This is a genomic window from Glutamicibacter sp. M10 (assembly GCF_025452055.1).
Lineage (GTDB): Bacteria > Actinomycetota > Actinomycetes > Actinomycetales > Micrococcaceae > Glutamicibacter.
Genome location: NZ_CP104918.1, coordinates 70,387 through 90,715 on the forward strand (window position 1 = coordinate 70,387; position 20,329 = coordinate 90,715).

Annotated in this window: 22 protein-coding genes, 1 tRNA gene and 3 pseudogenes; 11 read left to right on the forward strand and 15 right to left on the reverse strand. The window is 58.3% G+C overall.

The genetic code is table 11. The features are described 5' to 3' along the window. The first annotated feature begins 67 nt into the window (after positions 1-67). Positions 68-808, forward strand: coding sequence for a response regulator transcription factor (locus N6V40_RS00350; RefSeq protein ID WP_131090431.1), 741 nt, complete (start codon positions 68-70; stop codon positions 806-808). Then, positions 805-2,319, forward strand: a complete 1,515-nt coding sequence (locus N6V40_RS00355) for a sensor histidine kinase (protein ID WP_262198487.1) — start codon at positions 805-807, stop codon at positions 2,317-2,319. The genes N6V40_RS00350 and N6V40_RS00355 overlap by 4 nt, the downstream gene beginning before the upstream one ends. A 34-nt stretch (positions 2,320-2,353) precedes the next feature. Here the strand turns inward: N6V40_RS00355 and upp are convergent, their stop codons facing one another. Further along, positions 2,354-3,001, reverse strand: coding sequence for a uracil phosphoribosyltransferase (gene upp, locus N6V40_RS00360; RefSeq protein WP_131090433.1), 648 nt, complete (start codon positions 2,999-3,001; stop codon positions 2,354-2,356). A 124-nt stretch (positions 3,002-3,125) separates the two neighbouring features. Here upp and N6V40_RS00365 point away from each other — a divergent pair. Together N6V40_RS00365 and N6V40_RS00370 are read left to right on the forward strand one after the other, a co-directional pair. After that, positions 3,126-3,601, forward strand: a pseudogene (locus tag N6V40_RS00365) (nucleoside deaminase). Between the two features lie 94 nt (positions 3,602-3,695). Then, a tRNA-Ser gene (locus N6V40_RS00370) sits at positions 3,696-3,786 on the forward strand. Positions 3,787-3,848: 62 nt separating this feature from the next. Here N6V40_RS00370 and N6V40_RS00375 read toward each other — a convergent pair. From N6V40_RS00375 to modA, 9 genes and pseudogenes are all read right to left on the reverse strand, one after another. Continuing rightward, the gene (locus tag N6V40_RS00375) at positions 3,849-5,051 is read right to left on the reverse strand and encodes a glycerophosphodiester phosphodiesterase family protein (RefSeq protein WP_131090435.1); all 1,203 of its coding nucleotides are present in this window, start codon (positions 5,049-5,051) and stop codon (positions 3,849-3,851) included. A 97-nt stretch (positions 5,052-5,148) separates the two neighbouring features. Next, positions 5,149-5,690, reverse strand: a pseudogene (locus N6V40_RS00380) (YaeQ family protein). Positions 5,691-5,748: 58 nt separating this feature from the next. Then, positions 5,749-7,185, reverse strand: coding sequence for a hypothetical protein (locus N6V40_RS00385; protein ID WP_262198490.1), 1,437 nt, complete (start codon positions 7,183-7,185; stop codon positions 5,749-5,751). 112 nt (positions 7,186-7,297) lie between these two features. Beyond that, on the reverse strand, positions 7,298-7,570 hold the full coding sequence (locus N6V40_RS00390; protein ID WP_131090438.1) for a DUF6457 domain-containing protein: 273 nt from the start codon (positions 7,568-7,570) through the stop codon (positions 7,298-7,300). Between the two features lies 1 nt (position 7,571). Then, a complete protein-coding gene (locus N6V40_RS00395; RefSeq protein ID WP_131090439.1) occupies positions 7,572-8,153 on the reverse strand; it encodes a molybdenum cofactor guanylyltransferase in 582 nt (193 codons plus the stop codon). After that, positions 8,150-9,403, reverse strand: a complete 1,254-nt coding sequence (glp, locus tag N6V40_RS00400; RefSeq protein WP_131090440.1) for a molybdopterin molybdotransferase MoeA — start codon at positions 9,401-9,403, stop codon at positions 8,150-8,152. Before glp ends, N6V40_RS00395 begins: the two co-directional genes overlap by 4 nt. Further along, the gene (locus tag N6V40_RS00405) at positions 9,400-10,140 is read right to left on the reverse strand and encodes an ATP-binding cassette domain-containing protein (RefSeq protein ID WP_262198495.1); all 741 of its coding nucleotides are present in this window, start codon (positions 10,138-10,140) and stop codon (positions 9,400-9,402) included. The genes glp and N6V40_RS00405 overlap by 4 nt, the downstream gene beginning before the upstream one ends. Then, a pseudogene (locus N6V40_RS00410) lies at positions 10,137-10,942 on the reverse strand (ABC transporter permease). The gene N6V40_RS00405 and the pseudogene N6V40_RS00410 overlap by 4 nt, the downstream one beginning before the upstream one ends. After that, positions 10,935-11,705: a molybdate ABC transporter substrate-binding protein gene (modA, locus tag N6V40_RS00415; protein WP_262198497.1), complete on the reverse strand. Its 771-nt coding sequence runs from the start codon at positions 11,703-11,705 to the stop codon at positions 10,935-10,937. Before modA ends, N6V40_RS00410 begins: the two are co-directional and overlap by 8 nt. A gap of 132 nt (positions 11,706-11,837) precedes the next feature. On the opposite strand from modA, the gene moaA reads away from it, so the two are divergent. Further along, entirely contained in the window at positions 11,838-12,914 is a 1,077-nt protein-coding gene (gene moaA / locus N6V40_RS00420) for a GTP 3',8-cyclase MoaA (protein ID WP_262198499.1), read from the forward strand. Here the strand turns inward: moaA and N6V40_RS00425 are convergent. Then, positions 12,874-13,419 (reverse strand): DinB family protein, encoded by a 546-nt coding sequence (locus N6V40_RS00425; RefSeq protein ID WP_165477389.1) that lies wholly within the window; start codon positions 13,417-13,419, stop codon positions 12,874-12,876. The two genes, moaA and N6V40_RS00425, sit on opposite strands and share 41 nt — an antisense overlap. 104 nt (positions 13,420-13,523) lie before the next feature. On the opposite strand from N6V40_RS00425, the gene N6V40_RS00430 reads away from it, so the two are divergent. Continuing rightward, positions 13,524-14,468 carry a helix-turn-helix transcriptional regulator gene (locus N6V40_RS00430; protein WP_131090445.1) on the forward strand — a complete coding sequence of 315 codons (945 nt, stop codon included), beginning with the start codon at positions 13,524-13,526 and terminating at the stop codon, positions 14,466-14,468. A gap of 226 nt (positions 14,469-14,694) precedes the next feature. Next, positions 14,695-15,888, forward strand: a complete 1,194-nt coding sequence (locus N6V40_RS00435; protein WP_262198502.1) for a M20 metallopeptidase family protein — start codon at positions 14,695-14,697, stop codon at positions 15,886-15,888. Positions 15,889-15,904: 16 nt separating this feature from the next. Here the strand turns inward: N6V40_RS00435 and N6V40_RS00440 are convergent, their stop codons facing one another. The 4 genes from N6V40_RS00440 to N6V40_RS17165 all read right to left on the reverse strand — a co-directional run bounded on the left by N6V40_RS00440 (position 15,905) and on the right by N6V40_RS17165 (position 18,293). Then, positions 15,905-16,612, reverse strand: a complete 708-nt coding sequence (locus tag N6V40_RS00440) for a GNAT family N-acetyltransferase (RefSeq protein WP_262198504.1) — start codon at positions 16,610-16,612, stop codon at positions 15,905-15,907. A gap of 96 nt (positions 16,613-16,708) precedes the next feature. Continuing rightward, the gene (locus N6V40_RS00445) at positions 16,709-17,116 is read right to left on the reverse strand and encodes a molybdenum cofactor biosynthesis protein MoaE (RefSeq protein ID WP_022875540.1); all 408 of its coding nucleotides are present in this window, start codon (positions 17,114-17,116) and stop codon (positions 16,709-16,711) included. Continuing rightward, positions 17,113-17,667, reverse strand: coding sequence for a rhodanese-like domain-containing protein (locus N6V40_RS17160; protein ID WP_315973733.1), 555 nt, complete (start codon positions 17,665-17,667; stop codon positions 17,113-17,115). The genes N6V40_RS00445 and N6V40_RS17160 overlap by 4 nt, the downstream gene beginning before the upstream one ends. Then, positions 17,640-18,293, reverse strand: coding sequence for a HesA/MoeB/ThiF family protein (locus tag N6V40_RS17165; RefSeq protein ID WP_315973734.1), 654 nt, complete (start codon positions 18,291-18,293; stop codon positions 17,640-17,642). Before N6V40_RS17165 ends, N6V40_RS17160 begins: the two co-directional genes overlap by 28 nt. A gap of 37 nt (positions 18,294-18,330) precedes the next feature. Between N6V40_RS17165 and N6V40_RS00455 the strand changes: the two genes are divergently transcribed. Genes N6V40_RS00455 through moaC form a run of 4 tightly spaced genes read left to right on the forward strand, consistent with a single transcriptional unit; the run spans position 18,331 to position 20,286 of the window. Continuing rightward, positions 18,331-18,582 carry a MoaD/ThiS family protein gene (locus N6V40_RS00455; RefSeq protein ID WP_262198507.1) on the forward strand — a complete coding sequence of 84 codons (252 nt, stop codon included), beginning with the start codon at positions 18,331-18,333 and terminating at the stop codon, positions 18,580-18,582. A 3-nt stretch (positions 18,583-18,585) separates the two neighbouring features. Further along, positions 18,586-19,359, forward strand: a complete 774-nt coding sequence (locus tag N6V40_RS00460; RefSeq protein ID WP_262198509.1) for a molybdopterin-binding domain-containing protein — start codon at positions 18,586-18,588, stop codon at positions 19,357-19,359. Then, positions 19,251-19,817, forward strand: a complete 567-nt coding sequence (locus N6V40_RS00465; RefSeq protein ID WP_262198511.1) for a molybdopterin-binding protein — start codon at positions 19,251-19,253, stop codon at positions 19,815-19,817. Before N6V40_RS00460 ends, N6V40_RS00465 begins: the two co-directional genes overlap by 109 nt. After that, the gene (gene moaC, locus N6V40_RS00470) at positions 19,810-20,286 is read left to right on the forward strand and encodes a cyclic pyranopterin monophosphate synthase MoaC (protein ID WP_131090451.1); all 477 of its coding nucleotides are present in this window, start codon (positions 19,810-19,812) and stop codon (positions 20,284-20,286) included. Before N6V40_RS00465 ends, moaC begins: the two co-directional genes overlap by 8 nt. The last annotated feature ends 43 nt before the right edge of the window (positions 20,287-20,329 follow it).

Here is a 20,329-nt window from a genome sequence, read left to right on the forward strand (position 1 = left end):
TACAGTCATAGCTGGCGCACAGTAAAAACATATTCTTACCCCAAGGCAATAGGAGACGCTGTTAAACATGAACGATTCTCGGTTTTCACCTTCGCAACTGCCCCGCCTCACCCACCCTGATGGCACTGCCATCAAAGTCCTTGTTGTAGACGATGAACCATCGCTGGCCGAACTGGTCTCCATGGGTACCCGCATGCTTGGTTGGGAAGCCACCATGGCTCACGACGGCCCAGAAGCCGTAGCCACCGCCCGCTCTCTGGCCCCCGACGTACTGGTTTTGGACTGGATGCTGCCAGGTTTTGACGGCCCAGAAGTACTTCGCAAGGTCCGCACCCATTTCCCTGAAATCCCCGTCCTGTTCCTCACAGCTAAGGATGCCGTCGAAGACCGCATCGAGGGCCTAGGCGCCGGAGCCGACGACTACGTCGCCAAGCCGTTCAGCCTCGAAGAAGTACTGATCCGACTGCACCGTTTGGTTGAGCGTTCGGGCGCCGCGGCAGCGGACTCCGCTGAACTAGTGGTCGGCGATCTGGTGCTGAACATGGACTCGCACGATGTCTCCCGCGCGGGACGCGAAATCTCCTTGACCGCCACCGAGTTTGATCTGCTCAGCTACCTGATGAGCAACGCCCGTCGCGTGGTTTCCAAGTCCCAGATCTTGGACAACGTCTGGCACTATGACTTTGACGGGCAGGCAAATATTGTCGAGCTCTACATCTCCTACCTGCGCAAGAAGATCGACGTTGACGCAGAGCCAATGATCCACACCGTACGTGGCGTGGGCTACGTCCTGAAGCCGGCGGCATGAGTCGTTTCTCCCCCAGCACCAACGTAGGTTCGCCACACTCCCTGCAGCGCAAACTGCTGCTGATCCTGCTCACTTCACTCACGGCTGTCTCGGTACTTTTGGGTGTGCTCTATAACGCCGGCATGCGCCAGACGTTGATGGACCAGCTCAATAGCCAACTGCGATTGACCACCGAGCGGGCGCTGAACTACTCCCAAGGCGCACCAGCGGTGAACTCACGTCTGGACGCTCCGGGACAGTCCGCCGGTACGCTGACCGCACGCTTTGTGGACAAGTACGTCTTCAACGGTGGTGTGCTCGACGAACGCACCGGTGAGTTGCAGCAGCTGAGCCAAGAAGACGCGATTCCGATGGTGGACCTAGAACTCAGCGATACCCACGGAGACGGAAAATTCCATCCCGTACGTGCCCACCTAACCGTTGGCGACTACTACCTGGTCGCGGTCAAAGACTCCGGGTCCAATGGGATCCTGATCGTCGGTCTGCCGTTGCACAGCACGGATATGGCGCTGCGTGGCATGGCTTGGCTGACCCTGTTTATTGCACTGATCTTGATTGCTGGTGCCGGACTGGCTGGCTCGTGGCTTATCTCCCGCTCACTGGCCTCGCTTAAACGTGTTGCTTCAGTCGCCGAGTCGGTGGCCGCCGAGGATCTAGATTCGGGCAAGGTGGCCTTGACCCAACGTGTACCGGTTGAGGATGCTGTGCCAGGAACCGAGGTGGGCAACGTTGGCAACGCACTGAACGCGATGATCAGCAACGTTTCCACGGCCCTGACCGCACGCGAAAAGTCTCAGGCCCAGATGCGACAGTTTGTTGCCGATGCCTCGCACGAGTTACGTACCCCGCTGTCCTCAATTCGCGGTTACACCGAGCTGCTATCCGCCACCGAGCATTTCTCCCCCGACGGACAACGCTCCGTTGACCGGGTGTTGCAGCAAAGCAGCCGAATGGGATCGCTGGTGGAGAATCTCTTGCTGTTGGCTCGTTTGGACGAAGAAAATTCGTTTAAGCGCAGCAACCTAGATTTGAGCACGCTGACCGCAGACATCACCGAAGATTTTAAACTGACCGCCAGCGATCACCAGTGGGAATTCGAATCCCTGGCCGAGCAGACCATCGTCTTTGCCGACTCCACGTCATTACGCCGCGTGATCACCAACCTCTTGGCCAATGCACGTAAACACACCTCGGCAGGCAATACCGTAACGGTGACGGTAGATCAGGATGACGAGACCGACGAGGCAGTGCTTGAGGTGCATGACACCGGTGAAGGTATTGCACCGGAGTTCTTGCCTCGGGTCTTTGAACGTTTCACCCGGGCAGACACCGCACGCTCGGGTTCGGACGGCACCACCGGTCTAGGTTTGCCGATTGCCAAGAGCATCGTCGAGGCGCACGGTGGCAGCATCTCGGTCACCTCTGAACCGGGCAATACCGTGTTCGAAGTACGACTGCCGCTAGACGACGTCGACGAGTCGGACGAGCAAACACCACAGGCCACGGTCTAGTGACCGTGGCCTGTGGGCTACTGCTGAAAACTACTTAGACGATCGGTGGGGTGACACCGTACAGGCGGTCACCGGCATCACCAAGGCCAGGAATGATGTAGGACTTTTCGTTCAGCTTCTCGTCCAACGAAGCAAGCACAATGTGCACGCGGTTGTCGCCACCGTGGATTTCTTCCAAACGGGCCACGCCCTCAGGGGCAGCGATCAGGCAGATGCAAGTCACCGATTCGGCGCCACGATCGAAGATGAACTTGATCGCTTCAGCCAGGGTGCCGCCGGTAGCCAACATTGGATCCAGAACAAATACCTGACGGCCAGTCAGGTTGTTTGGAACGCGGTCAGCGTAGGTGATGATGTCCAGGGTTTCCTCGTTGCGAGCCATGCCTAAGAAGCCAACCTCTGCGGTTGGCACCAGACGAGTCATGCCTTCGAGCATGCCCAGACCGGCGCGCAAGATCGGAACAACCAATGGGGTCGGCTTGGCAATTGCAGTACCGATAGTGGTAGCAACTGGGGTTTCAACCTGAATGCTTTCGGTCGTCACCTCGCGGGTTGCCTCGTAGGCCAGCAGGGTGACCAGTTCGTCAGTGAGCTGACGGAAGATCGGAGATGGGGTGTTCTTATCTCGAAGAACTGAAACCTTGTGTGCCACCAGCGGGTGGTCGACTACCTGTACGCGCATAAGTAGAAATCTATCAGCACCGTCATAGTTGAATCGATAGAAATCCCCGATTTTCCGCACTTAAAGGATAATGATGTGCCCAAAGAAACAGGAATCACGCGCTAGCACGTAAAGTAAAAGCACTATGGTGCACGAATACGATGCTTGGATGGACCTTGCTCTGGGTGAGGCACGCGCCGCGCTAGCCACAGACGATGTCCCCATCGGCGCAGTGATCCTCTCCCCGAAGGTCAAGTTCTGGCCACCGGACGCAACCAACGCGAAGCGGTCAAAGACCCCACGGCGCATGCCGAAGTGGTGGCCATTCGTGAAGCGGTCCGGGCCTTGGAAGAACGCGGCGACGACGATGGTTGGCGACTAACCGACTGCATCTTGGTGGTCACCCTAGAACCTTGTGCCATGTGTGCCGGAGCAATTGTCCTGGCTCGAATCCCCAAACTTGTTTTTGGCGCTTGGGATGAAAAGGCCGGCGCCTGCGGTTCGGTCTTCGACATCGTTCGCGAACCACGACTGAACCACTGGGTCGAAGTCTATTCACGAGTCAAAGAACAAGAATGTGCAGAGCTTCTGCGCGAATTCTTCCGGAGCAAACGAAGCTAAAACATCAGCCAGGTGTGTTTCGAGCCACTTCAGCGCGAATATCTGGCCTCCGTTTTTGTATTCACCTTTGGTTCGGTATAGAGTTATCAGGTCTGGTGACGTGTCCGAGCGGCCGAAGGTGCAACACTCGAAATGTTGTGTACGGTAACCCCGTACCGTGGGTTCAAATCCCACCGTCACCGCCAAGAAAACCCCGTAGATTCATTGAATCTACGGGGTTTTGCTTTGCCCAAAAAGCTATTGCAAGCTAGTTGGAGAACAAATCAGTGAGCTTGCCCTTGGCATCCCACAGAGCCAACGAGTCTCCCCCATTGTTCAGCACACCGGGACCATCAACGTAGAACGCTTCGTCACTGTTGGTACCTGGACCGGAGTACACGCGCAGCTTCTGCCCTGGCTCCAATACGTAGCCATCGCCAATCTGCAGCTTGTTGTTAGCCGCATCGCGGATCAGGTAGCCACTGACATCGACGGTCCGCTGACCGGTATTTTCCACTACAACGTACTCGCCGTTTTCAGGAGTCACGTCACTTCCTGGAGCATCGTTCAACGCATCAGAAATCAGCACACCGTTATTGGCTGGGAAAACTTTCTTGCCATTCAGGTGACGATCGATCTGTGCCGGGAAGTCACCGGTAATTCGCTCAACGCCCAGTTCCAAAGCGTCATCGACAACTTCCTCAGAGTCAACGGTGTACACACCCAAGCCCAGACCTGCGTCCTTAACTCGTTGCGCGCCAGCGGCGTCCAGAGTGCGGTAGCTGGTGCCGAAGGCATCAGCGTAAGTTGCGTAGTGCTCAAGTTCTTGTGCCGAAGGAACAGTTCCCGTCAGTTGCTGCAATGGCACCTGCGGAGCCAGCTGCGCAAAACGCTCGTTGGATGCCGCGTCAAAACCCAGTACCTCGATCTTGTTGGCAGCTAGCAGCGCCTTCCATTCGGTGTCTTTTGCCAGCGCATCGGCAACAACCTGCTCTACGCCTGGCGATGAGGCAGGATCTTTGATCTCGATGAAGACGCCGGTGCCGCCGGTCAGCACGCTAGGAACATCATCGAAGTGTGGAATCTTGGCCCCGACAAACTTGCCCGAGAAGTAGGATCCGGCATCCAGCTGCTGGAGCTCGTCCCAGGTGAACGAGGTGATGGGATCGTTGGCGCGATCCGGGAAAACCTCTTCGACATTTGTGGTGCGGGCTGGGGTTCCGTCGTGGAAGATGAACGGCACCCCATCTTTGGAAAGCTGAACATCAATTTCGACAAATTCAGCTCCGGACTGACTTCCTGCTTTCAGGGCTTCCAAGGTGTTTTCCGGTGCCACACCGGCAGCACCGCGGTGGCCGATTACCAGCGGCGAAGAATCTGAAGACTTGATTTCAGCGGCCATTGCTGGTGCGGACAGTGAGGCAACCAAGCAAAGCGTTGCAGTTCCCAAAGTAATGCTGCGCAGTTTCATGATGGACTTCCTTCGGTGTCATTGATGAACACCGGCCATACTTCCGCGCTCTGATGGCCTCCAATTCAAGAGCAGTTGAATCGGAGATTAATCTTTACTACTCGATGATGTGCTCGCTGATCTGGGTTTCCAGATTTGTTCCGTTCAGTTCGAAATAGATCTGGCCTTCAGTGACCGATACCGACATGGTGTTGCGACGGGTCAGGCAACGTACTGCCTCATCAACAAATTGGGGGTCAAAAGATCGGAACCGAATCTCAGAAGATTGGTGGATCGTCTTGCCTCGCCAAGATGCCAGTAACTTTGCTGGATCTCGGTGAGTGTAAATTGCGGTGCGGTCTGCTCGCTTGCTTCCAAGGTGCAAGCGCTGCGCATCTGGCGCGCCAACCTCGATCCAGGCGGTGATGAGTCCCGTGAGGTCTTTGACAAGAATTGCGGGTTCTTCACCAGTTGAAACGCCACCAGCAGAGAAAGTGATTCCTTCTTCGTACTCCAAGCAATAGGTGAGTACTCGGGTGATCATGTAAGCATCGGTCTCAGAGGGTGCTGCGCGACGCGCAGTGAAAGATCCTCGTATACCCCGCGATCTACATCAGCAAGTTGAACGTCAAAAGTGTGCATAGTCGCGCCGATAGCCATAGTTGTCGAGTCTACCGTGGGCAGGGCATCACCAATGAACGCCTAGTGCGTGAAGATCTTAGGAGGCATCCGGGAACCGGATGATGAATTGACGACTATCACTCGGAATCGTTTCAACTTTCCGAGTTTCAATCACTTCGGTGAGTTTGCTTTCCAGTCTGGCCAACCCGATCAGTGGAGGTGCAGTAGATTCGTACTCGACTGCTCCTGGTGGACTGATCTTGATCTTGTGTGGAGTTTCCTGAATGACTTTTTCGGTCCATCCGGGAGCTTCCTTGGCTAGATTGCAGTAACCGCACTTCATGCAACCGTTGATGGAGCAGGTTTTTCCACCTTTGCAATGCTGCTCAACGTGATCTGCTTGTCTAGGCTTGTTGTTGCAATAGGGAGTCCGACAGTAAGGATCTCTGAGTTCCAGCAGCTTACGCAGTGAACCCTTGAAGAGGCGTTCCTTGGAGTCCATGGCGACCAAATCTTGACCTTTAGGCAAAACGTAGAGCCGCCGGATGGATGGAAATGCCCTGATCCGCCTGCGTAGCTGATCAAGTTCCGAAGTTGGAGTGTGGTCATCCAACTCGTTATAGCTATCAAAGAGTCGGGCCGCATATTTGGCCGGAACACTGCCGTATCCAGAAACTGACGCCGGATCTTTTCCGTCCATCAGCAAAGCCATATCCGTCATCACAAGATTGACGTGGAGCTTGATGGGCAGAGGCATGTCGGCGGGATGGCCGGCGAGCTTGGATACCAGAATGTCGACCTTCAGCTGTTTGATGGTGCGCGGATCTCCGCCTTTTTTAGCCTTCTGGGCTTCATGCTCAAGGGCATCTTCAATTGCTACACCGACCTCGATGGGCAACTTCACGTTCATGTTGATGCAGTCTTTGCCTTTGAAGAAGGCAACACCACGATGCTTCGCCTTGCGTTCAATTTCTTCATCGCGCTCTTCCCCGCGGATCTGATCCACGGTCTTTTGCGCAATGTCATGGGCCTCATGAGTAGAAGCTGAATCAAACATTGAAGGATTGTCGGCAAAAAACCGGTCAAACTCCTGTCGCTCTGACCGGCTGACGTCTTCTAGCGGGCTCAAGATTGACATGATCAGCTTCTCGCCAAAGTCTCCAAGCTGATACCGGGAAAACAGGTAGGGCATGTCCGAGATCAAAAAGCGCATGCGACGAACGTAAGCCAGGGAGGCATGAGGTGAGCGCTTGCGTGCCAAGGCTATCTGGCTTGCTGTTCCGCGCTGTTTTGCCGTGGCCGGTTTGCCCGGCGATGTCTCGTTGCCTTCATCCATATGGGCTGCAAGACGAGCCTGAACCGAACCGAGGAATGAAATTTGAGATTCAACTTTCTCAAGAGCGATCACCGAAAAAGTTGGGTCAGCGTTGCGCAGAGCCATGTTGACTAACGACAGCTCTTCTGGCGTGAGACATGGTGTTCTACCGAAGCTGGATCCCTCAGGAATTCCGTCTTCGACATTAGTGCTGAACACTTCTTTGTCTTCGAACATATATTCATTATATGCCGAAAATGACCGGGATTACAGGGTTTTCCACAACAAGAAATCAGAACTTTGAAGCGAAAAATTCGAACACTGGCTCGTATTAGGCGTCATCTTCCGGATGCTCGTCGGACCATTGGTGGGCACGAGAAACCAACTGCTGGGCAAGGCCGGAAAGATCGCCCTTACTGCTGCCCAAGGCAACACCGAGCAAGAAGGTACTCAACGGAGCCGCCGGGCGGGCAACCTCGTGGGCAACGTGCTTGGCAACATCCAAGACCGTGGCAATGTCAACGCCGGTGGCGTCGAGTCCCAACTCTTTGGTCGCAGCTTCTAACCATTCGTTGAGCGCTTCGGGAGGCAGGTGTACAGCCATGTCATTCCTTTGTGTTGCGGCGGGCGCGTTCCAGCGCCTGCGGGGTATCGATGTCATCGGTGGTTTCATCATCCACCGGTAGTTCAGCCAAATCTAGTGCGCCGAGCGCTTTGCGCACCGGGGCATTAACCAACTGCCCGGCCAGTTTTTCGCAAGCTTCAGCGACGGCGGCGGTGCGATAGTACCCGGCGAGCCACTGCACGTAGCCTTGAGCATCACGAAGCACCAGCCCATCGGCGGCGCACTGATCCACGTGGTCGCTCAGGGCAGAAATGACCGCATCGGGATGCTGCAGGTCGCAGGCCAGGATCATGCACCACCCGCTACTCACCTCAGGGATCCCGGCGGCGATGGCCGCTAAGGGGCCAGCAAAGGGCGGGTCTTCGCGCAACACCACGTCGGCTAAGGCGCCGGTGACCTGATCGCCGATCACCACCACGCGGCCGACTGTGGCACGACGGGCAGCAAGAATGACCCGATCCACCAAGCGCTGGGAGTGAACAAGCAGTTCGGGCTTATTCGCTCCGCCCAGCCGGGTGCCGCGCCCGCCGGCCAGCACAAGCACGTCAAAGTCGTCCGTCATAGCCCGGTCCGCAGTACATCAACGGTATCGCCCGGGTGGATCTCTTCAACGCCGGCCGGAATCAGCGCGTAGCCCTGGGCGGAGCCGAACCCACCGACCGAGTGGGAGATGCGACCGGCCGCAACCGCCGGGGCGCAGCGCAGCTGCTCGCCATGCTCAAAGACGATGGGCAAAACCTGCAAGCGGTTGCCGGCGGCCCTCCACCCAAGTGCGGCGACTGCCTTGAGCCGGGGACGCTGCAATACGCTGTGGCCTTGCATGGCACGCAGGGCAGGGCGGACAAAAAGTTCGAAGCTGACCGCTGCGCTCACCGGGTTGCCGGGCAGCGCGAACATCATCGCGCCTTTAGCCAAACGTCCGGCACACTGCGGCTGGCCTGGGCGTACGCGCACGCGGGTGGCGTACACGCCGGGCTCGTCGGCCAACACCTTGCGCATCACGTCATAGTCGCCGGGGCCGACCCCTCCGGTGCTCAGGATCGCGTCGTGGGTGGGCGCCAGCTCATTAAGCTTCGCGCGCACGGTCTGCGGGTCATCAACACAGTGCACGATCGTGGCCGCAGTAATGCCAGACTCGGCGAGCAACCCGGCAATCAGCAGCGAATTGGTTTCCGGGATCTGTCCGCGGGACAGTGTTTGGCCCGGCGGGCGTAGCTCGGCGCCGGTGACCAACACGGCCACCTTGGGCATGGTGCGCACCAACAGTTCGCTCGCCCCTGCGGCGGCCAAGGCCGAAAGTCGGGCTGCGCCGAGCTCATCTCCGGCGCGGGCGATCAGCTCGCCGGTGCTGCGGTCTTCACCTCGTTGACGCACATCTTTGCCTTTAGGCACCGGCACGTTGATCCGCACGCTGGACACATCCCAGCCGGCCACCGCGGCACTGGTGTCCTCGATGCGCGCCACCGCGTCGGCAGCCGTGGGCAAGGGAGCGCCGGTCATGATCTTCACACACTGACCGGGCAACAGCTGCGGGTCCCAGCTGCTTCCGGCGGGAACTTCGCCGATGACTTGTAGGGTGGCCGGGCTGCCTGAAGTAAGAATCGCGGTGTCGGCGCTACGCACCGCAAAGCCATCCATCGCCGAGTTATCCCACAGGGGCAGCGGGTGGCTGGCCAATACGTCGCTGGCCAGAACCGCGCCGTGCAGTACCGGGCCCACCGGCAGGGTTTGTGGTGCCAATGGCTGAACCAGGCTTAACAGCCGGGCGCTGTGTTCGGCCACGCTGATAGCTTCTTCGGGCTGGCGTTTCATCGCTGTTCTCCTGGTGGGTTGGCGGGAAGGGTGGCCACCACCGCGCGCATAAACCGGTTGACCGGGTTGGCAAAAACTTCAGACACACTTCCCGAGTCAATGATCTGGCCGCGTTCCATAACCAGAAGTTGATCGGCCAGCGCCAAGGTGTCGGCGGCCGAATGCGAGATGACAATGGCGCTGGTATTTGTGCGCGTGAGCTCTTCGCGCACCAGTGCGCGCATATCCATGGCGGCCTCAACATCCAGTGAGGCAAAGGGTTCATCGATCAGTAACAGCTTGGGCCGGGCGGCCAACGCTCGGGCCAGGGCGATGCGTTGGCGTTGCCCGCCGGAGAGGGCAGCCGGGCGCGCAGCAGCTAGTTCTTCTAGTCCCAGCCGAGCCAGCCATTCGTGGGCGCTAGCCAGCGCCGCAGTTTTACCCAACCCCGAGGCGTGGGCCCCAAAGGCAATATTTTTGACCGCGTCCAGATGCGGGAACAGGTGCGGGGCTTGACCCAGCAGCCCCACCCCGCGCAGGTGCGGGGCTAGGTGCCGGCGCGCATCGGCCAAAATGGTGCCATCAAGTTCGATCCGCCCGCCCGCAATTTTCTCGGTTCCGGCGATGGCGTTCACGATGGTGGACTTGCCAGCCCCGCTGGGCCCCATGATCGCCAGCGTACTGCCCGAACGCACCTGGAATTTTGCCTGAACGTCAAAGCCGGCGCGTGGCACCTGCAGATCAACAAGCAGTCTCATTTGATGGCCCCCGGACGCCAAGCGCGAACACACAAAAGCACCAGCACCGCGGTTCCCAGCAACAACAGGGACAGCGCCACGGCGGTATCCCGTCCGGCGCCGGCCCCATTAAACGCGGTGTAGATCGCCAGCGGCATGGTCTGGGTGACCCCGGGAGCATTGCCGGCAAACAGCGCGGTGGCCCCAAATTCGCCGATGGCCCGCGCGAAGCACAAGATCACCCCGGCCACCAGCCCGGGGGCGGCCAACGGCAGGGTGATACGGGTGAGCACCATCCAGCGCCCGGCGCCCAGAGTTGCAGCGGCCTGTTCGTACCCGGTGCCCACCGAGCGCAGCGACCCCTCCACCGAGAGCACCAGGAAGGGCAGCGCCACAAAGCTTTGCGCGATCACCACGGCAGCGGTGGAAAAGGGCAGGGTGATCCCCCAGAGTGAATCGATCAGTTGCCCGATCGGGCTGGTGCGACCAAAAGGAAAAGCAGCGCCACCCCACCGACCATCGGTGGCAGCACCAAGGGTACGGCGATTAGTGCACGTAGTAGTTGCGCGATCTTCGGGCTGCTGCGGGCGATCACTAGGGCCAGCGGCACCCCGAGCACAACGCACAACGCGGTGGCCGCCACCCCGGTGCGCACCGAAAGCCAGAGGGCCGACAGGGCTTGTTCGCTGGTGGCATCGGCAAGCAGGGTGGACCAGCTAGCCCGACCCAGCAAGGCCAACAGCGGCAAGATCAGTAGGGCTACCCCCAGCACCGCCGGGGCGAGGGTGAAAGCCGGGACGCGCAGCCCAGTGTCGCTAGCCATTGCCCTGCGCAGCCCCACTACCAAATCCGTAGTCGGTCAGGATCTGCTGGCCGCGCTCGCCGGTGACAAAGTCGAGGAACTCTTGGGCGGCCGGATTATCGTCCAGGGTGGCGATCGGGTAACTGTTGACCACTTCATCGGCCCGTTCGGGCACGATAGCGGCCAGATCGGGTTCATCCTCCACGTCGGTGGCGTACACCAGCCCTGCGTCAGCTTCGCCGGCAGCTACCTTCTGCACCACCGCGGTGACATTTTGTTCTTCGCTGACCGGCTTAACCTTCACCCCGGCCTTTGTCAGCAACTGCTGTGAGGCGTTACCGCACGGCACCTGCGAGGCGCACAGTACGGTGCTGGCTCCGGCCAAATCGGACAGCGACTTGATGTTGGCGGGGTTATCTTTTGGCACCGCGATCACCAGGGTATTGCTGGCAAAAATCACTGGTTCGTGGCCAAATCCTGCTTCGGTTACCTCGTCCATATTACGTTCGTCAGCCGAAGCAAACACGTCTACGTCCGCACCTTCAACAATTTGTGTGGCCAAAGTTGAGGAGCCGTCATAGTTGATGCCGTTGATCTTTACTTCGGGATGTTCGCTGCGAAATTCTTCGGCGATTTCATCGAAGGCACCGTGCAGTGATGCTGCTGCAGAGATGGTGATGCTTTGCTGATCAGCTGGTTTATCACTGCTGCAACCGGAGAGGAGCAGGGCGGCAGCGGTGCCTGCCAGCACACATCGGGCAGCCAGCGGCCAGGTTACACGCATGAATTCTCCAGTACTTAAGCTTTGTGCCCATGCTACAACCGCGGTCCGTTCAAATACGTTATTTTACGTGTTGATTTGCTGTTTTACCCGCCGATCTTCCACCGTTAGTCCGCGGCAGTTACGCTGGTAGTTATGACAGTTTTACCGGCAGGGGATATCACCGACGCCCGTGGGCGGCCCCTGCATGATTTGCGGATCTCGGTGACCGACCGCTGCAATTTCCGTTGTGTGTACTGCATGCCCAAGGAAATTTTCGGTCGCGACTTCGCCTTCCGCGAGCGGTCGGAATTACTCAGCTTTGAAGAGATTGAACGCTTGGCACGCGTGAGCGTAACCCTTGGCGTCACCAAGCTTCGGCTGACCGGTGGCGAACCCTTGTTGCGCCGTGGCATCACCGAGCTGGTCTCGATGCTCGCAAAGTTACGCACCCCTGAAGGTGCACCAGTGGATTTGGCGATGACCACTAATGGTTCGGCGCTGCCCAAGATGGCGCAGTCGCTGAAAGATGCCGGACTGAACCGTGTGACCATCTCGCTGGATTCACTTGATGATGCCAAATTTAAAGCCATCAACGACGTGAACTTCCCTGTCGCCCGTGTGCTGGAAGCAATCGAGGTGGCCCGCCAGGTTGGTTTAGGTCCGGTGAAAATTAATACGGTCGTCAAACGCGGGGTCAACGACGATGAAATCCTGACCCTAGCTGAGCATTTCCGTGGCACCGGGGCCATCCTGCGCTTCATTGAGTATATGGATGTGGGCACCACCAACGGCTGGAAGGTTGATGAGGTTCTTCCCTCAGCTGAGGTGGTCTCAATGATCAACGAGCGCTGGGCGCTGGAACCGGTGACCAAAACCGAACCGGGAGAAACCGCCAACCGCTGGCGCTACGCCGATGGTGCCGGTGAAATAGGCGTGATCTCCAGTGTGACCAATGCGTTCTGTGGCAACTGCTCACGCTCACGAGTTTCCGCCGAGGGACAGCTCTACACCTGCTTGTTTGCTGGTTCCGGCTATGACCTGCGCAAGCTGATGAGGGAAGGGATCAGCGACGAGGACTTGGCTAAAGCACTGACCGGCCACTGGCGTAAGCGCGATGATAATTATTCTGAGTTGCGTGCTGCACTGACCCCGGGAAACCGCAAGCGCATCGAGATGTCCTACATAGGGGCTAGCCCATCGATTTCTGCCCGTCCAGCGATTCACGAATGATGTCCGCATGTCCCGAATGCTGGGTAGTTTCGGCGATGATGTGCAACAGCGTTCGGCGAACCGACCACTGGGAGTCAACAAACCACGGAGCGGCAGGCAACTCGTGCACGGTGTCTAGATCTATCTGGGCAAGCAGCGCGTCGGTCCGAGAAGCAATCTGCGCATAGTTCTCCAGAAGCGCTTCCAAGGTTTCGCCGGGTTGCATACGGAATTCGTTGAGGAACATTTCAAGCGCTTCGGGAGGCATATCGCTGAAGTCTGCGCCATCCCAAGCCATCGCAGCCCGGCCTTTGACCATGAATTCTTGCCACTGCCCTTCCACGGCACTGACATGTTTGATCAAACCACCAAGGGTCAATTCACTGACGGTAGTGCGCTGTGCAGCCTGCTCGTCGCTCAAACCCTGCACAGTGAAACGCAGGAAATGCCGTGCGTTAGCCAGTGCCTGGAATAGGTCGGCGCGTTCGCCATTCAGGGTGGTGTTGGTAATGGCCATGGTGCTCATGATTGCCTCCTGGCATAAGCTGCAGCCGGTATTTCCAGCTGGTAATAACCACAGTAGAAGTGAAAAGTGCCAGTTCCTGTCCTAAATCAAGGCAGACTTATTCCATGAGTACCAGCACCAGATTTTTTCGTTTGCTCTCACTGCTGCAGACCCATCGTTATTGGTCCGGAGACGAGCTAGCCGAACGCCTAGACGTCAGCCTGCGCACCGTTCGCCGAGACATCGACCGACTGCGCGATCTGGGGTATCCGGTGCAGGCCGATCGTGGCGTGGGCGGTGGCTATCAGTTGGCTTCCGGCACCGCCATGCCTCCCCTAGTACTCGATGATGAGGAAGCCGTAGCACTGGTGGTCTCCCTGCAGTCCAGCGTGCACGGCGGATCTTCCACACTGGCCGAGGCGGCCTTGCGGGCGATGGGAAAAATTGTGCCCGTGCTTCCAGCCAGGTTACGCAAGCGCGCGCAGGCACTGACTGCGAGCACCGTGCCACTGAATTCGCAGTACTCCGCACCGGATCCGGTAAATCCTGAAGTACTGGTGGCTTTTGCCCAGGCTTGCCGCGACCATGAACGAATCGCTTTTGATTACAAAGATGCCAAAGGAGCAAAGAGTTCACGCAGGGTAGAGCCGGCCCAACTGGTGAACGTGGGCAACCGCTACTATCTGGTGGCCTTTGATCTGGACCGCGATGATTGGCGCAGTTTCCGCGTAGACCGCGCACAGAACGCTTCACCCAGAGCCTTGCGCTTTGCGCCCCGCGCGGTGCCAGGTGGTGATGCGGCAGGGTTTGTCCGTGCAGGCTTGCGCGGGACTGGACCGCAAGATGTCAGCGCACGCATCCATGCCAGCGCTAAAAAGTTGGAGCCACTGATCGGCCGCTGGTTCCAGATTGAAGCAATCGATGCCAACAACTGTTTGGTGCGAACCGAGAATATGAATCTGAACTGGGCCGCATTTGGACTCGCCATGAGCCAGGCCAAAGTCAGCGACATCCAGCCAGCAGAACTGCGCACGCTCCTCGATTCGTGGACGGAGAATCTCAGCTCCTGATTGCGAAAGTTGTGAGATGCAACAAAAACAGCCTTGAGAAGTGCTCGCGAGGCAATCCCGGGGAGTATAGTCGCTGGCGTGCTGATCACATTCAAATCATTCAGATTAAAGCTCTCACTAGAGAATACTTAAAGATTTAACCATCAGCACGGCCATATGTATCATCACGAAGCCCTTCCGATGGCCTTTGCAATCGCGCCGAACACTTCCCATGAAAGGCTGCCTCATGACCCCTGCCGACTTTACCTCTGACGCGCAAACGATCCTTCCTGAACTTGTCGAACTGCGCCGCGCATTGCATGCGGACCCCGAGCTGGGACTGACTCTGCCTCGAACCCAGCAAAAGGTACTCGACGCCCTCGAAGGGCTACCGCTGGAAATCACCACCGGCACACGCACCAGCTCGGTCACCGCCGTGCTTCGAGGAGAGCTGCCCGGTCCGAGCGTTCTGCTTCGTGGCGACATGGACGCATTGCCGATCGTCGAAGAGTCCAATCTGGACTTTGCATCCACCAATGGCAACATGCACGCCTGCGGCCACGATCTGCATACCGCGGGACTTGTTGGTGCAGCCAAATTATTGTCGGCCCGGAAAAGTGAACTTCATGGCTCAGTCATCTTCATGTTCCAGCCAGGAGAAGAAGGCCACGGTGGCGCCAAGATCATGCTCGAAGAGGGACTACTCTCGGTAGCCGGAGAACCTCCGGTTGCCGCCTACGCCATCCATGTGGGCCCCGGTCCACGCGGGCTCTTCGCAACTCGCGGCGGTCCGGTAGCTGCCGGCTCAAACCAGCTGAGCGTGACATTGCGTGGACGCGGCGGACATGGCTCACAACCACATCAGACCCTGGATCCAGTTCCCGCTGCAGCAGAGCTTGTCCTGGCCTTGCAGAGTTTTGTCACTCGACGGTTTAACGCTTTCGAGCCGGTGGTCCTCTCGATTACCCGCATGAACACCGGCGACGGCGCAATCAATGTCATCCCGGAAAGTGTCGAGTTGGCGGCCACCATCCGCACCATGTCCCACGAATCCCTTGCAGTCTTAGAAGAAGGGTTGCCACGAGTCATCCAAGGCGTGGCAGCAGCCCATGAGCTCACCGCGGATGTGAGCTTTGAAACGTTGTACCCGGTGACTGTGAACGACCCGGCTGAGACCGACGCTGCGCTGGAAACGATGCGCGAAATCTACGGCGAACAGCGCGTAGCGGTGATGCCTTCACCAATGATGGGTTCTGAGGATTTCGCTTTTGTGCTCGATGAAGTTCCAGGCACGTTTATCGGACTGCTCACCTCACCGTCTGAAATGACGGCCAAGGAAACGGAGTGGAATCACTCGCCGCGCGTCATTTTTGATGACCAGGTACTCGGAGATCAGGCCGCAGCACTGGCAGCTATTGCCTTTAAGCGCACCGCCAGCTAACCATGTGCGCTGCGCGCTAGCTCTTGAGAATTACAGTGGTTTGGGTCCCTGCATACTCAAATCCGGCGCGCATAGCTGTTCGGATGGACGCTGCGTTGTCGACGTGCACACGCCACTGAGGAATCAGGCCAGCGTCGAGTGCATGCTGTTGAGCGATGGCAACTGTCTGAGAACCGAGTCCACTTTGCCGATTGGCAGGTGCGACGAGCGCGCCGAGGTGGGCCAGTTTTTCTTCCCACACGTCGTAGCCAGCACCTGCCATAGGCGCCGACTCATTCTCAGATTCGCTAATCATGATGAAGGTATTTTCCATCTCGCTCAAGCCGACTTCTGCGATGTCTTTGGATGGGCAGGCTTTTTCGAGATCAATGGCGTGCTCTCGCAGACGGCTCACCTTTGCATTGGGGGTAGGCAATATTGGGGCCGTATCGCTGTAGTACAACTTCGCTTCCCCTAGAGGTTTTCCTCCATAGGGAGCACTGAGTTCTAGAAGTTTCGCGTGATTGACCAGATCTGAATCGGGTAAATTTCGTCCGGCTTCAATCGCCCATGAAGGGCCAACCAAGATCCCTGTGCCGAACAACGAAACGAACATGAGTACGGCGCTATCGTTCTTTTCGCGATAAACGCGATTCTCGCCCCGCTCCAGTGCTTCGGCCGAAATGCCGAGTATCGATGCCCAAGAGTCTCGAATAGTCGCGATGGTTTCGGGGTGCAAGGTCATGCTGAAAGATTAGCGGATTGTGCCTGAGGCGCGTCTTGTTAACGGACTGAAAGAGTCTCCAAGACTGCTGTTCCAAGGATTCAAGCAATACTTCGTCTACAGCCCAACCCATTCTGAACTGCCGGAAGTGAAGTGCTGCTTCTTCCAGATTGGGACCTCGGCCTTGATGCGTTCCACGAGGTTCTCAATCGCATCGAATGCTTCCTTGCGGTGCGCGGCCGCCGAGGCAGCGACCAACGCTGCATCACCAATCTTCAGCGGACCTACGCGGTGCACTGCCGAGAGCTTCAGACCGGTGCGTTCTTCTTCCTCGGCGATGATCTTCTCAAGGAAGTCCTGTGCCTGCGGATGGTGCGAGTAGTCCAAAGAGTTCACTGATTGGCCGCCGTCGTGGTTGCGAATGATTCCGTGGAAGAGCACTACCGCTCCGGCGGTATCGGACTGCACGGCATCGCGGACTGCGGCCTCGTCGATGGGTTCTTCGGTGATCAGCGCGTAGCTCACGAGCGGGCTCCTTCGGTAGGTGCGGGTTCGGCCAGCAGCTGCGGGGCCACCTCAGCCAGTGCGGGAAGCCCGCCTTCAAGGTAATTCGTTGTGATGCCTTGACCGGCGAGCAAGGATGCTGCGCGTTGCGAACGCGGACCACGAGCGCAGTAGACCGTCACCTGCTCTGGGATCTGATCTAGAGCTGCGCCCGATTCAATCGCGGCTTCCAATTCCGGCAGGGGTAGATGCAAGGAACCGGCAATGTGCTGCTGCGCGCGTTCGTCATCATTGCGTACGTCCAACAACACCGGAGCGTCCGTTCCGGCTAGCAATTCGGCGAGCGCTTGGGCGCTGATGCTCTGGGCTTCGGGTAGTGAACCAGAGCAGAAGAGCACGTAGTCGATCAGCTCGGTGACTTCAGTGCCTTGCGGGTCCCGGGAGAATTCGAGGGTTCGGGTGTTGGCGGCCAGCGCATCATAGATCAGCACCTTGCCCACCAGCGGGGTGCCGATTCCGGCGATCAACTTCATCGCTTCGGTGGCTAACAGCGAGCCGACGGTTCCGCACAATCCCGGTAGCACTCCCCGGCGGCGCAGTCGGGCACGGTGCCCGGGGCCGGTGGCACCGGGAACAGGTCACGGTAGCCGGGGCCGTGTTCGTGCCAAGCCACGGAGACTTGTCCGTGGTGTTGCAGGATGGAGCCCCAGATCAATGGAATGCCGGTGAGTTGGGCCGCGTCATTGGTCAGGTAGCGGGTCGGGAAGTTGTCACTTCCGTCGATAACCAAGTCATAATTCGCAAAGATCTCTAACGCATTGGATGAATCCAAGCGCAGATTATGCTCGATGATTTCCACATTTGGGTCCAGCGCTGTGGCAGCTTGAGCCAGTGAAGTGGTTTTGGCCAGCCCGATATTGGCGGTGGTGTGGGTGACTTGGCGATGCAGGTTAGATAGCTCCACGACGTCATCATCAACGATGCCGATGGTGCCTACGCCTGCTCCGACTAGATAAGGGACGCTGGCGCTGCCTAGTCCTCCGGCGCCGATGACCAGCACCCGGGCGGCAGCCAGTCTGCGCTGCGCGGTGTCATCAAATCCGGGCAGGGTTAGTTGGCGCGCGGCTCGTGCAGCCTGTTCTTCGCGCAGTGCTGGCCCGGGGGCTACAAGCGCGGGAAAGTCGCGTTCACTTTTCATCGTGCTCCTTATCGCTGTGGCGCGATAGCATGAAGTCATGTCGAAGATTACGATACGCTACTTCGCTGCCGCGGCGGCAGTAGCGGGCTGCGAGCAGGAGAGCTGGGAACGCCCCGAAACGCTCGCGACGCTGCGTAGCGAACTGATCAATTCCTACGGGACAGAAATGGCACAGGTTTTGCGTGCCGGAAGTTTCCTGATCAATGGAGTGGTGCGCCGCGATGCCGGCGAGCTTGGTTCAGCCGAAAATCTTACGGTGGATGTTCTGCCACCATTTGCTGGCGGATAACCGATGACCTGCACCTTAGAAAACCATCAAGCCGAACTTGTTGCCGTGCTGTCCCCGGTCTTTGCTTCCTTAGATAGCGAAGTGCTGCCCACTGATAGCCCCGAGGCTGCTGATCGGATCCTTAGCGAGGATCTGTACGCCCAGTTACCTATCCCTGCGTTCACCAATTCGCAGATGGATGGATACGCTGCACGTAGCGCGGACCTGGCCACTGCAACATCTTCATCCCCGGTGACTTTGCCGCTCGGATTCACCGCTGCCGCTGGCGATCAGCAAATCACTTTGGCCGAAGGTACCGTCAGCCCGGTGATGACCGGTGCGATGATCCCGCTCGGCGCCGATACCGTGATCCCGGTAGAAGAGAGCGTCACAGGAACATTCCCTGAGTTGGTTCGAGCGAATCAAGGGGCCCCGAGCGGGCAGGCCACTTTCACCGCACCCAGTGAACCGGGGCGCTTCATCCGCCCTGTCGGTGTTGATCTGGAAGCCGGCGCGTTGGTAGCCAAAGCCGGAACCCGGCTGACCCCCACCATGATTGCCGCGCTGGTTTCCAGTGGACTGCGGGAAGTTTGTGTACGCCGTGACCTAAAGGTGGCGGTGTGCACCACGGGGACGAACTCAGCGATGATCAGCGCTCCGAAGGTCAGATCCCGGACTCCAACTCCCCCATGCTCGTTGCTTGGTTGCGCCGCTATCAGGTGCAGGTCCGCACACTGCAACTACCTGATGATCCTCAAGGCTTTGCACTGGCTATTGATGCGCTGCAAGAACAGGTAGATCTAATTCTGACGGTGGGCGGCATCAGTGCCGGAGCCTATGAGGTGGTCCGCCAAGCTCTTTCGCCATTGGGTGGTTCCTTCCACCATGTGGCCATCCAGCCTGGTGGCCCGCAAGGTTTCGCCCAACTGCCTCAGGCAGCGGTGCTGTGCTTCCCCGGTAACCCGGTTAGTGCGCTGTTATCGGCTGAATTGTTCTTGGCTCCGTTGTTGCGCAAGTTCAACGTTTTGCCCGAGCCGGTATCGCAGCATTACCCGCTGGCCGCCAATGTCAGCTCACCCGAGCATAAACATCAGGTACGCCGGGCGGTGATCCGCGAGGGCCAAGTGGAAATCCTGGATCCGGGCTCGCATCTGGTCCACGACCTGGCCCGCGCCGATGCGCTGGTACATATCCCGGTCGGCGTCAGCCAACTGACTGCTGGGCAGCAAATTGAAACTTGGAGCATGAATGTCTGAAAAACTTACTCACCTGCGTGAAGACGGCAGCGCCCACATGGTTGATGTCAGCGACAAGGCTGTCACCAAGCGTGTTGCTACCGCAGAGGCCATCTTTGTCACCCGCGAAGACGTGGTTCCGATGCTGATGACCGGCAATCTTCCTAAGGGTGAGGCCTTAGGCACTGCTCGGGTTGCGGGCATCATGGCGGCCAAGCGCACCTGGGAACTGATTCCGCTGTGCCACCCGTTGCCGATTTCCAAGGTGTCCATTGACTTCGAGGCCCAGGATGCCGCGGTGCGTGTTATCGCGCAGGTAACCACCAAGGGCGTCACCGGGGTGGAGATGGAAGCGTTGACGGCGGCCAGCGTAGCCGCATTGACCCTATACGACATGGTCAAGGCCGTAGATAAGCACGCCGAGGTTCGCTCCGTGAAGGTCTTGGCAAAGTCCGGTGGCAAAAGTGGCGACTGGGTTCGTGAAGACTAACCGTCAGGCCGCGGTGGTGGTTGCCTCGACCAGCGCTGCTGCG

Excerpts from the sequence above, each read along its gene's own strand:
- moaC (WP_131090451.1), top strand. The coding sequence starts at position 19,810 with ATGTCTGAAAAACTTACTCACCTGCGTGAAGACGGCAGCGCCCACATG.
- upp (WP_131090433.1), bottom strand. The coding sequence starts at position 3,001 with ATGCGCGTACAGGTAGTCGACCACCCGCTGGTGGCACACAAGGTTTCA.
- N6V40_RS00355 (WP_262198487.1), top strand. The coding sequence starts at position 805 with ATGAGTCGTTTCTCCCCCAGCACCAACGTAGGTTCGCCACACTCCCTG.
- N6V40_RS00455 (WP_262198507.1), top strand. The coding sequence starts at position 18,331 with ATGTCGAAGATTACGATACGCTACTTCGCTGCCGCGGCGGCAGTAGCG.
- glp (WP_131090440.1), bottom strand. The coding sequence starts at position 9,403 with ATGAAACGCCAGCCCGAAGAAGCTATCAGCGTGGCCGAACACAGCGCC.
- N6V40_RS00465 (WP_262198511.1), top strand. The coding sequence starts at position 19,251 with ATGCTCGTTGCTTGGTTGCGCCGCTATCAGGTGCAGGTCCGCACACTG.
- N6V40_RS00395 (WP_131090439.1), bottom strand. The coding sequence starts at position 8,153 with ATGACGGACGACTTTGACGTGCTTGTGCTGGCCGGCGGGCGCGGCACC.
- N6V40_RS00375 (WP_131090435.1), bottom strand. The coding sequence starts at position 5,051 with ATGAAACTGCGCAGCATTACTTTGGGAACTGCAACGCTTTGCTTGGTT.
- N6V40_RS00435 (WP_262198502.1), top strand. The coding sequence starts at position 14,695 with ATGACCCCTGCCGACTTTACCTCTGACGCGCAAACGATCCTTCCTGAA.
- N6V40_RS00390 (WP_131090438.1), bottom strand. The coding sequence starts at position 7,570 with ATGGCTGTACACCTGCCTCCCGAAGCGCTCAACGAATGGTTAGAAGCT.
- moaA (WP_262198499.1), top strand. The coding sequence starts at position 11,838 with ATGACAGTTTTACCGGCAGGGGATATCACCGACGCCCGTGGGCGGCCC.
- N6V40_RS00460 (WP_262198509.1), top strand. The coding sequence starts at position 18,586 with ATGACCTGCACCTTAGAAAACCATCAAGCCGAACTTGTTGCCGTGCTG.
- N6V40_RS00425 (WP_165477389.1), bottom strand. The coding sequence starts at position 13,419 with ATGAGCACCATGGCCATTACCAACACCACCCTGAATGGCGAACGCGCC.
- N6V40_RS17165 (WP_315973734.1), bottom strand. The coding sequence starts at position 18,293 with ATGAAAAGTGAACGCGACTTTCCCGCGCTTGTAGCCCCCGGGCCAGCA.
- N6V40_RS00430 (WP_131090445.1), top strand. The coding sequence starts at position 13,524 with ATGAGTACCAGCACCAGATTTTTTCGTTTGCTCTCACTGCTGCAGACC.
- N6V40_RS00350 (WP_131090431.1), top strand. The coding sequence starts at position 68 with ATGAACGATTCTCGGTTTTCACCTTCGCAACTGCCCCGCCTCACCCAC.
- modA (WP_262198497.1), bottom strand. The coding sequence starts at position 11,705 with ATGCGTGTAACCTGGCCGCTGGCTGCCCGATGTGTGCTGGCAGGCACC.
- N6V40_RS00405 (WP_262198495.1), bottom strand. The coding sequence starts at position 10,140 with ATGAGACTGCTTGTTGATCTGCAGGTGCCACGCGCCGGCTTTGACGTT.
- N6V40_RS00440 (WP_262198504.1), bottom strand. The coding sequence starts at position 16,612 with ATGACCTTGCACCCCGAAACCATCGCGACTATTCGAGACTCTTGGGCA.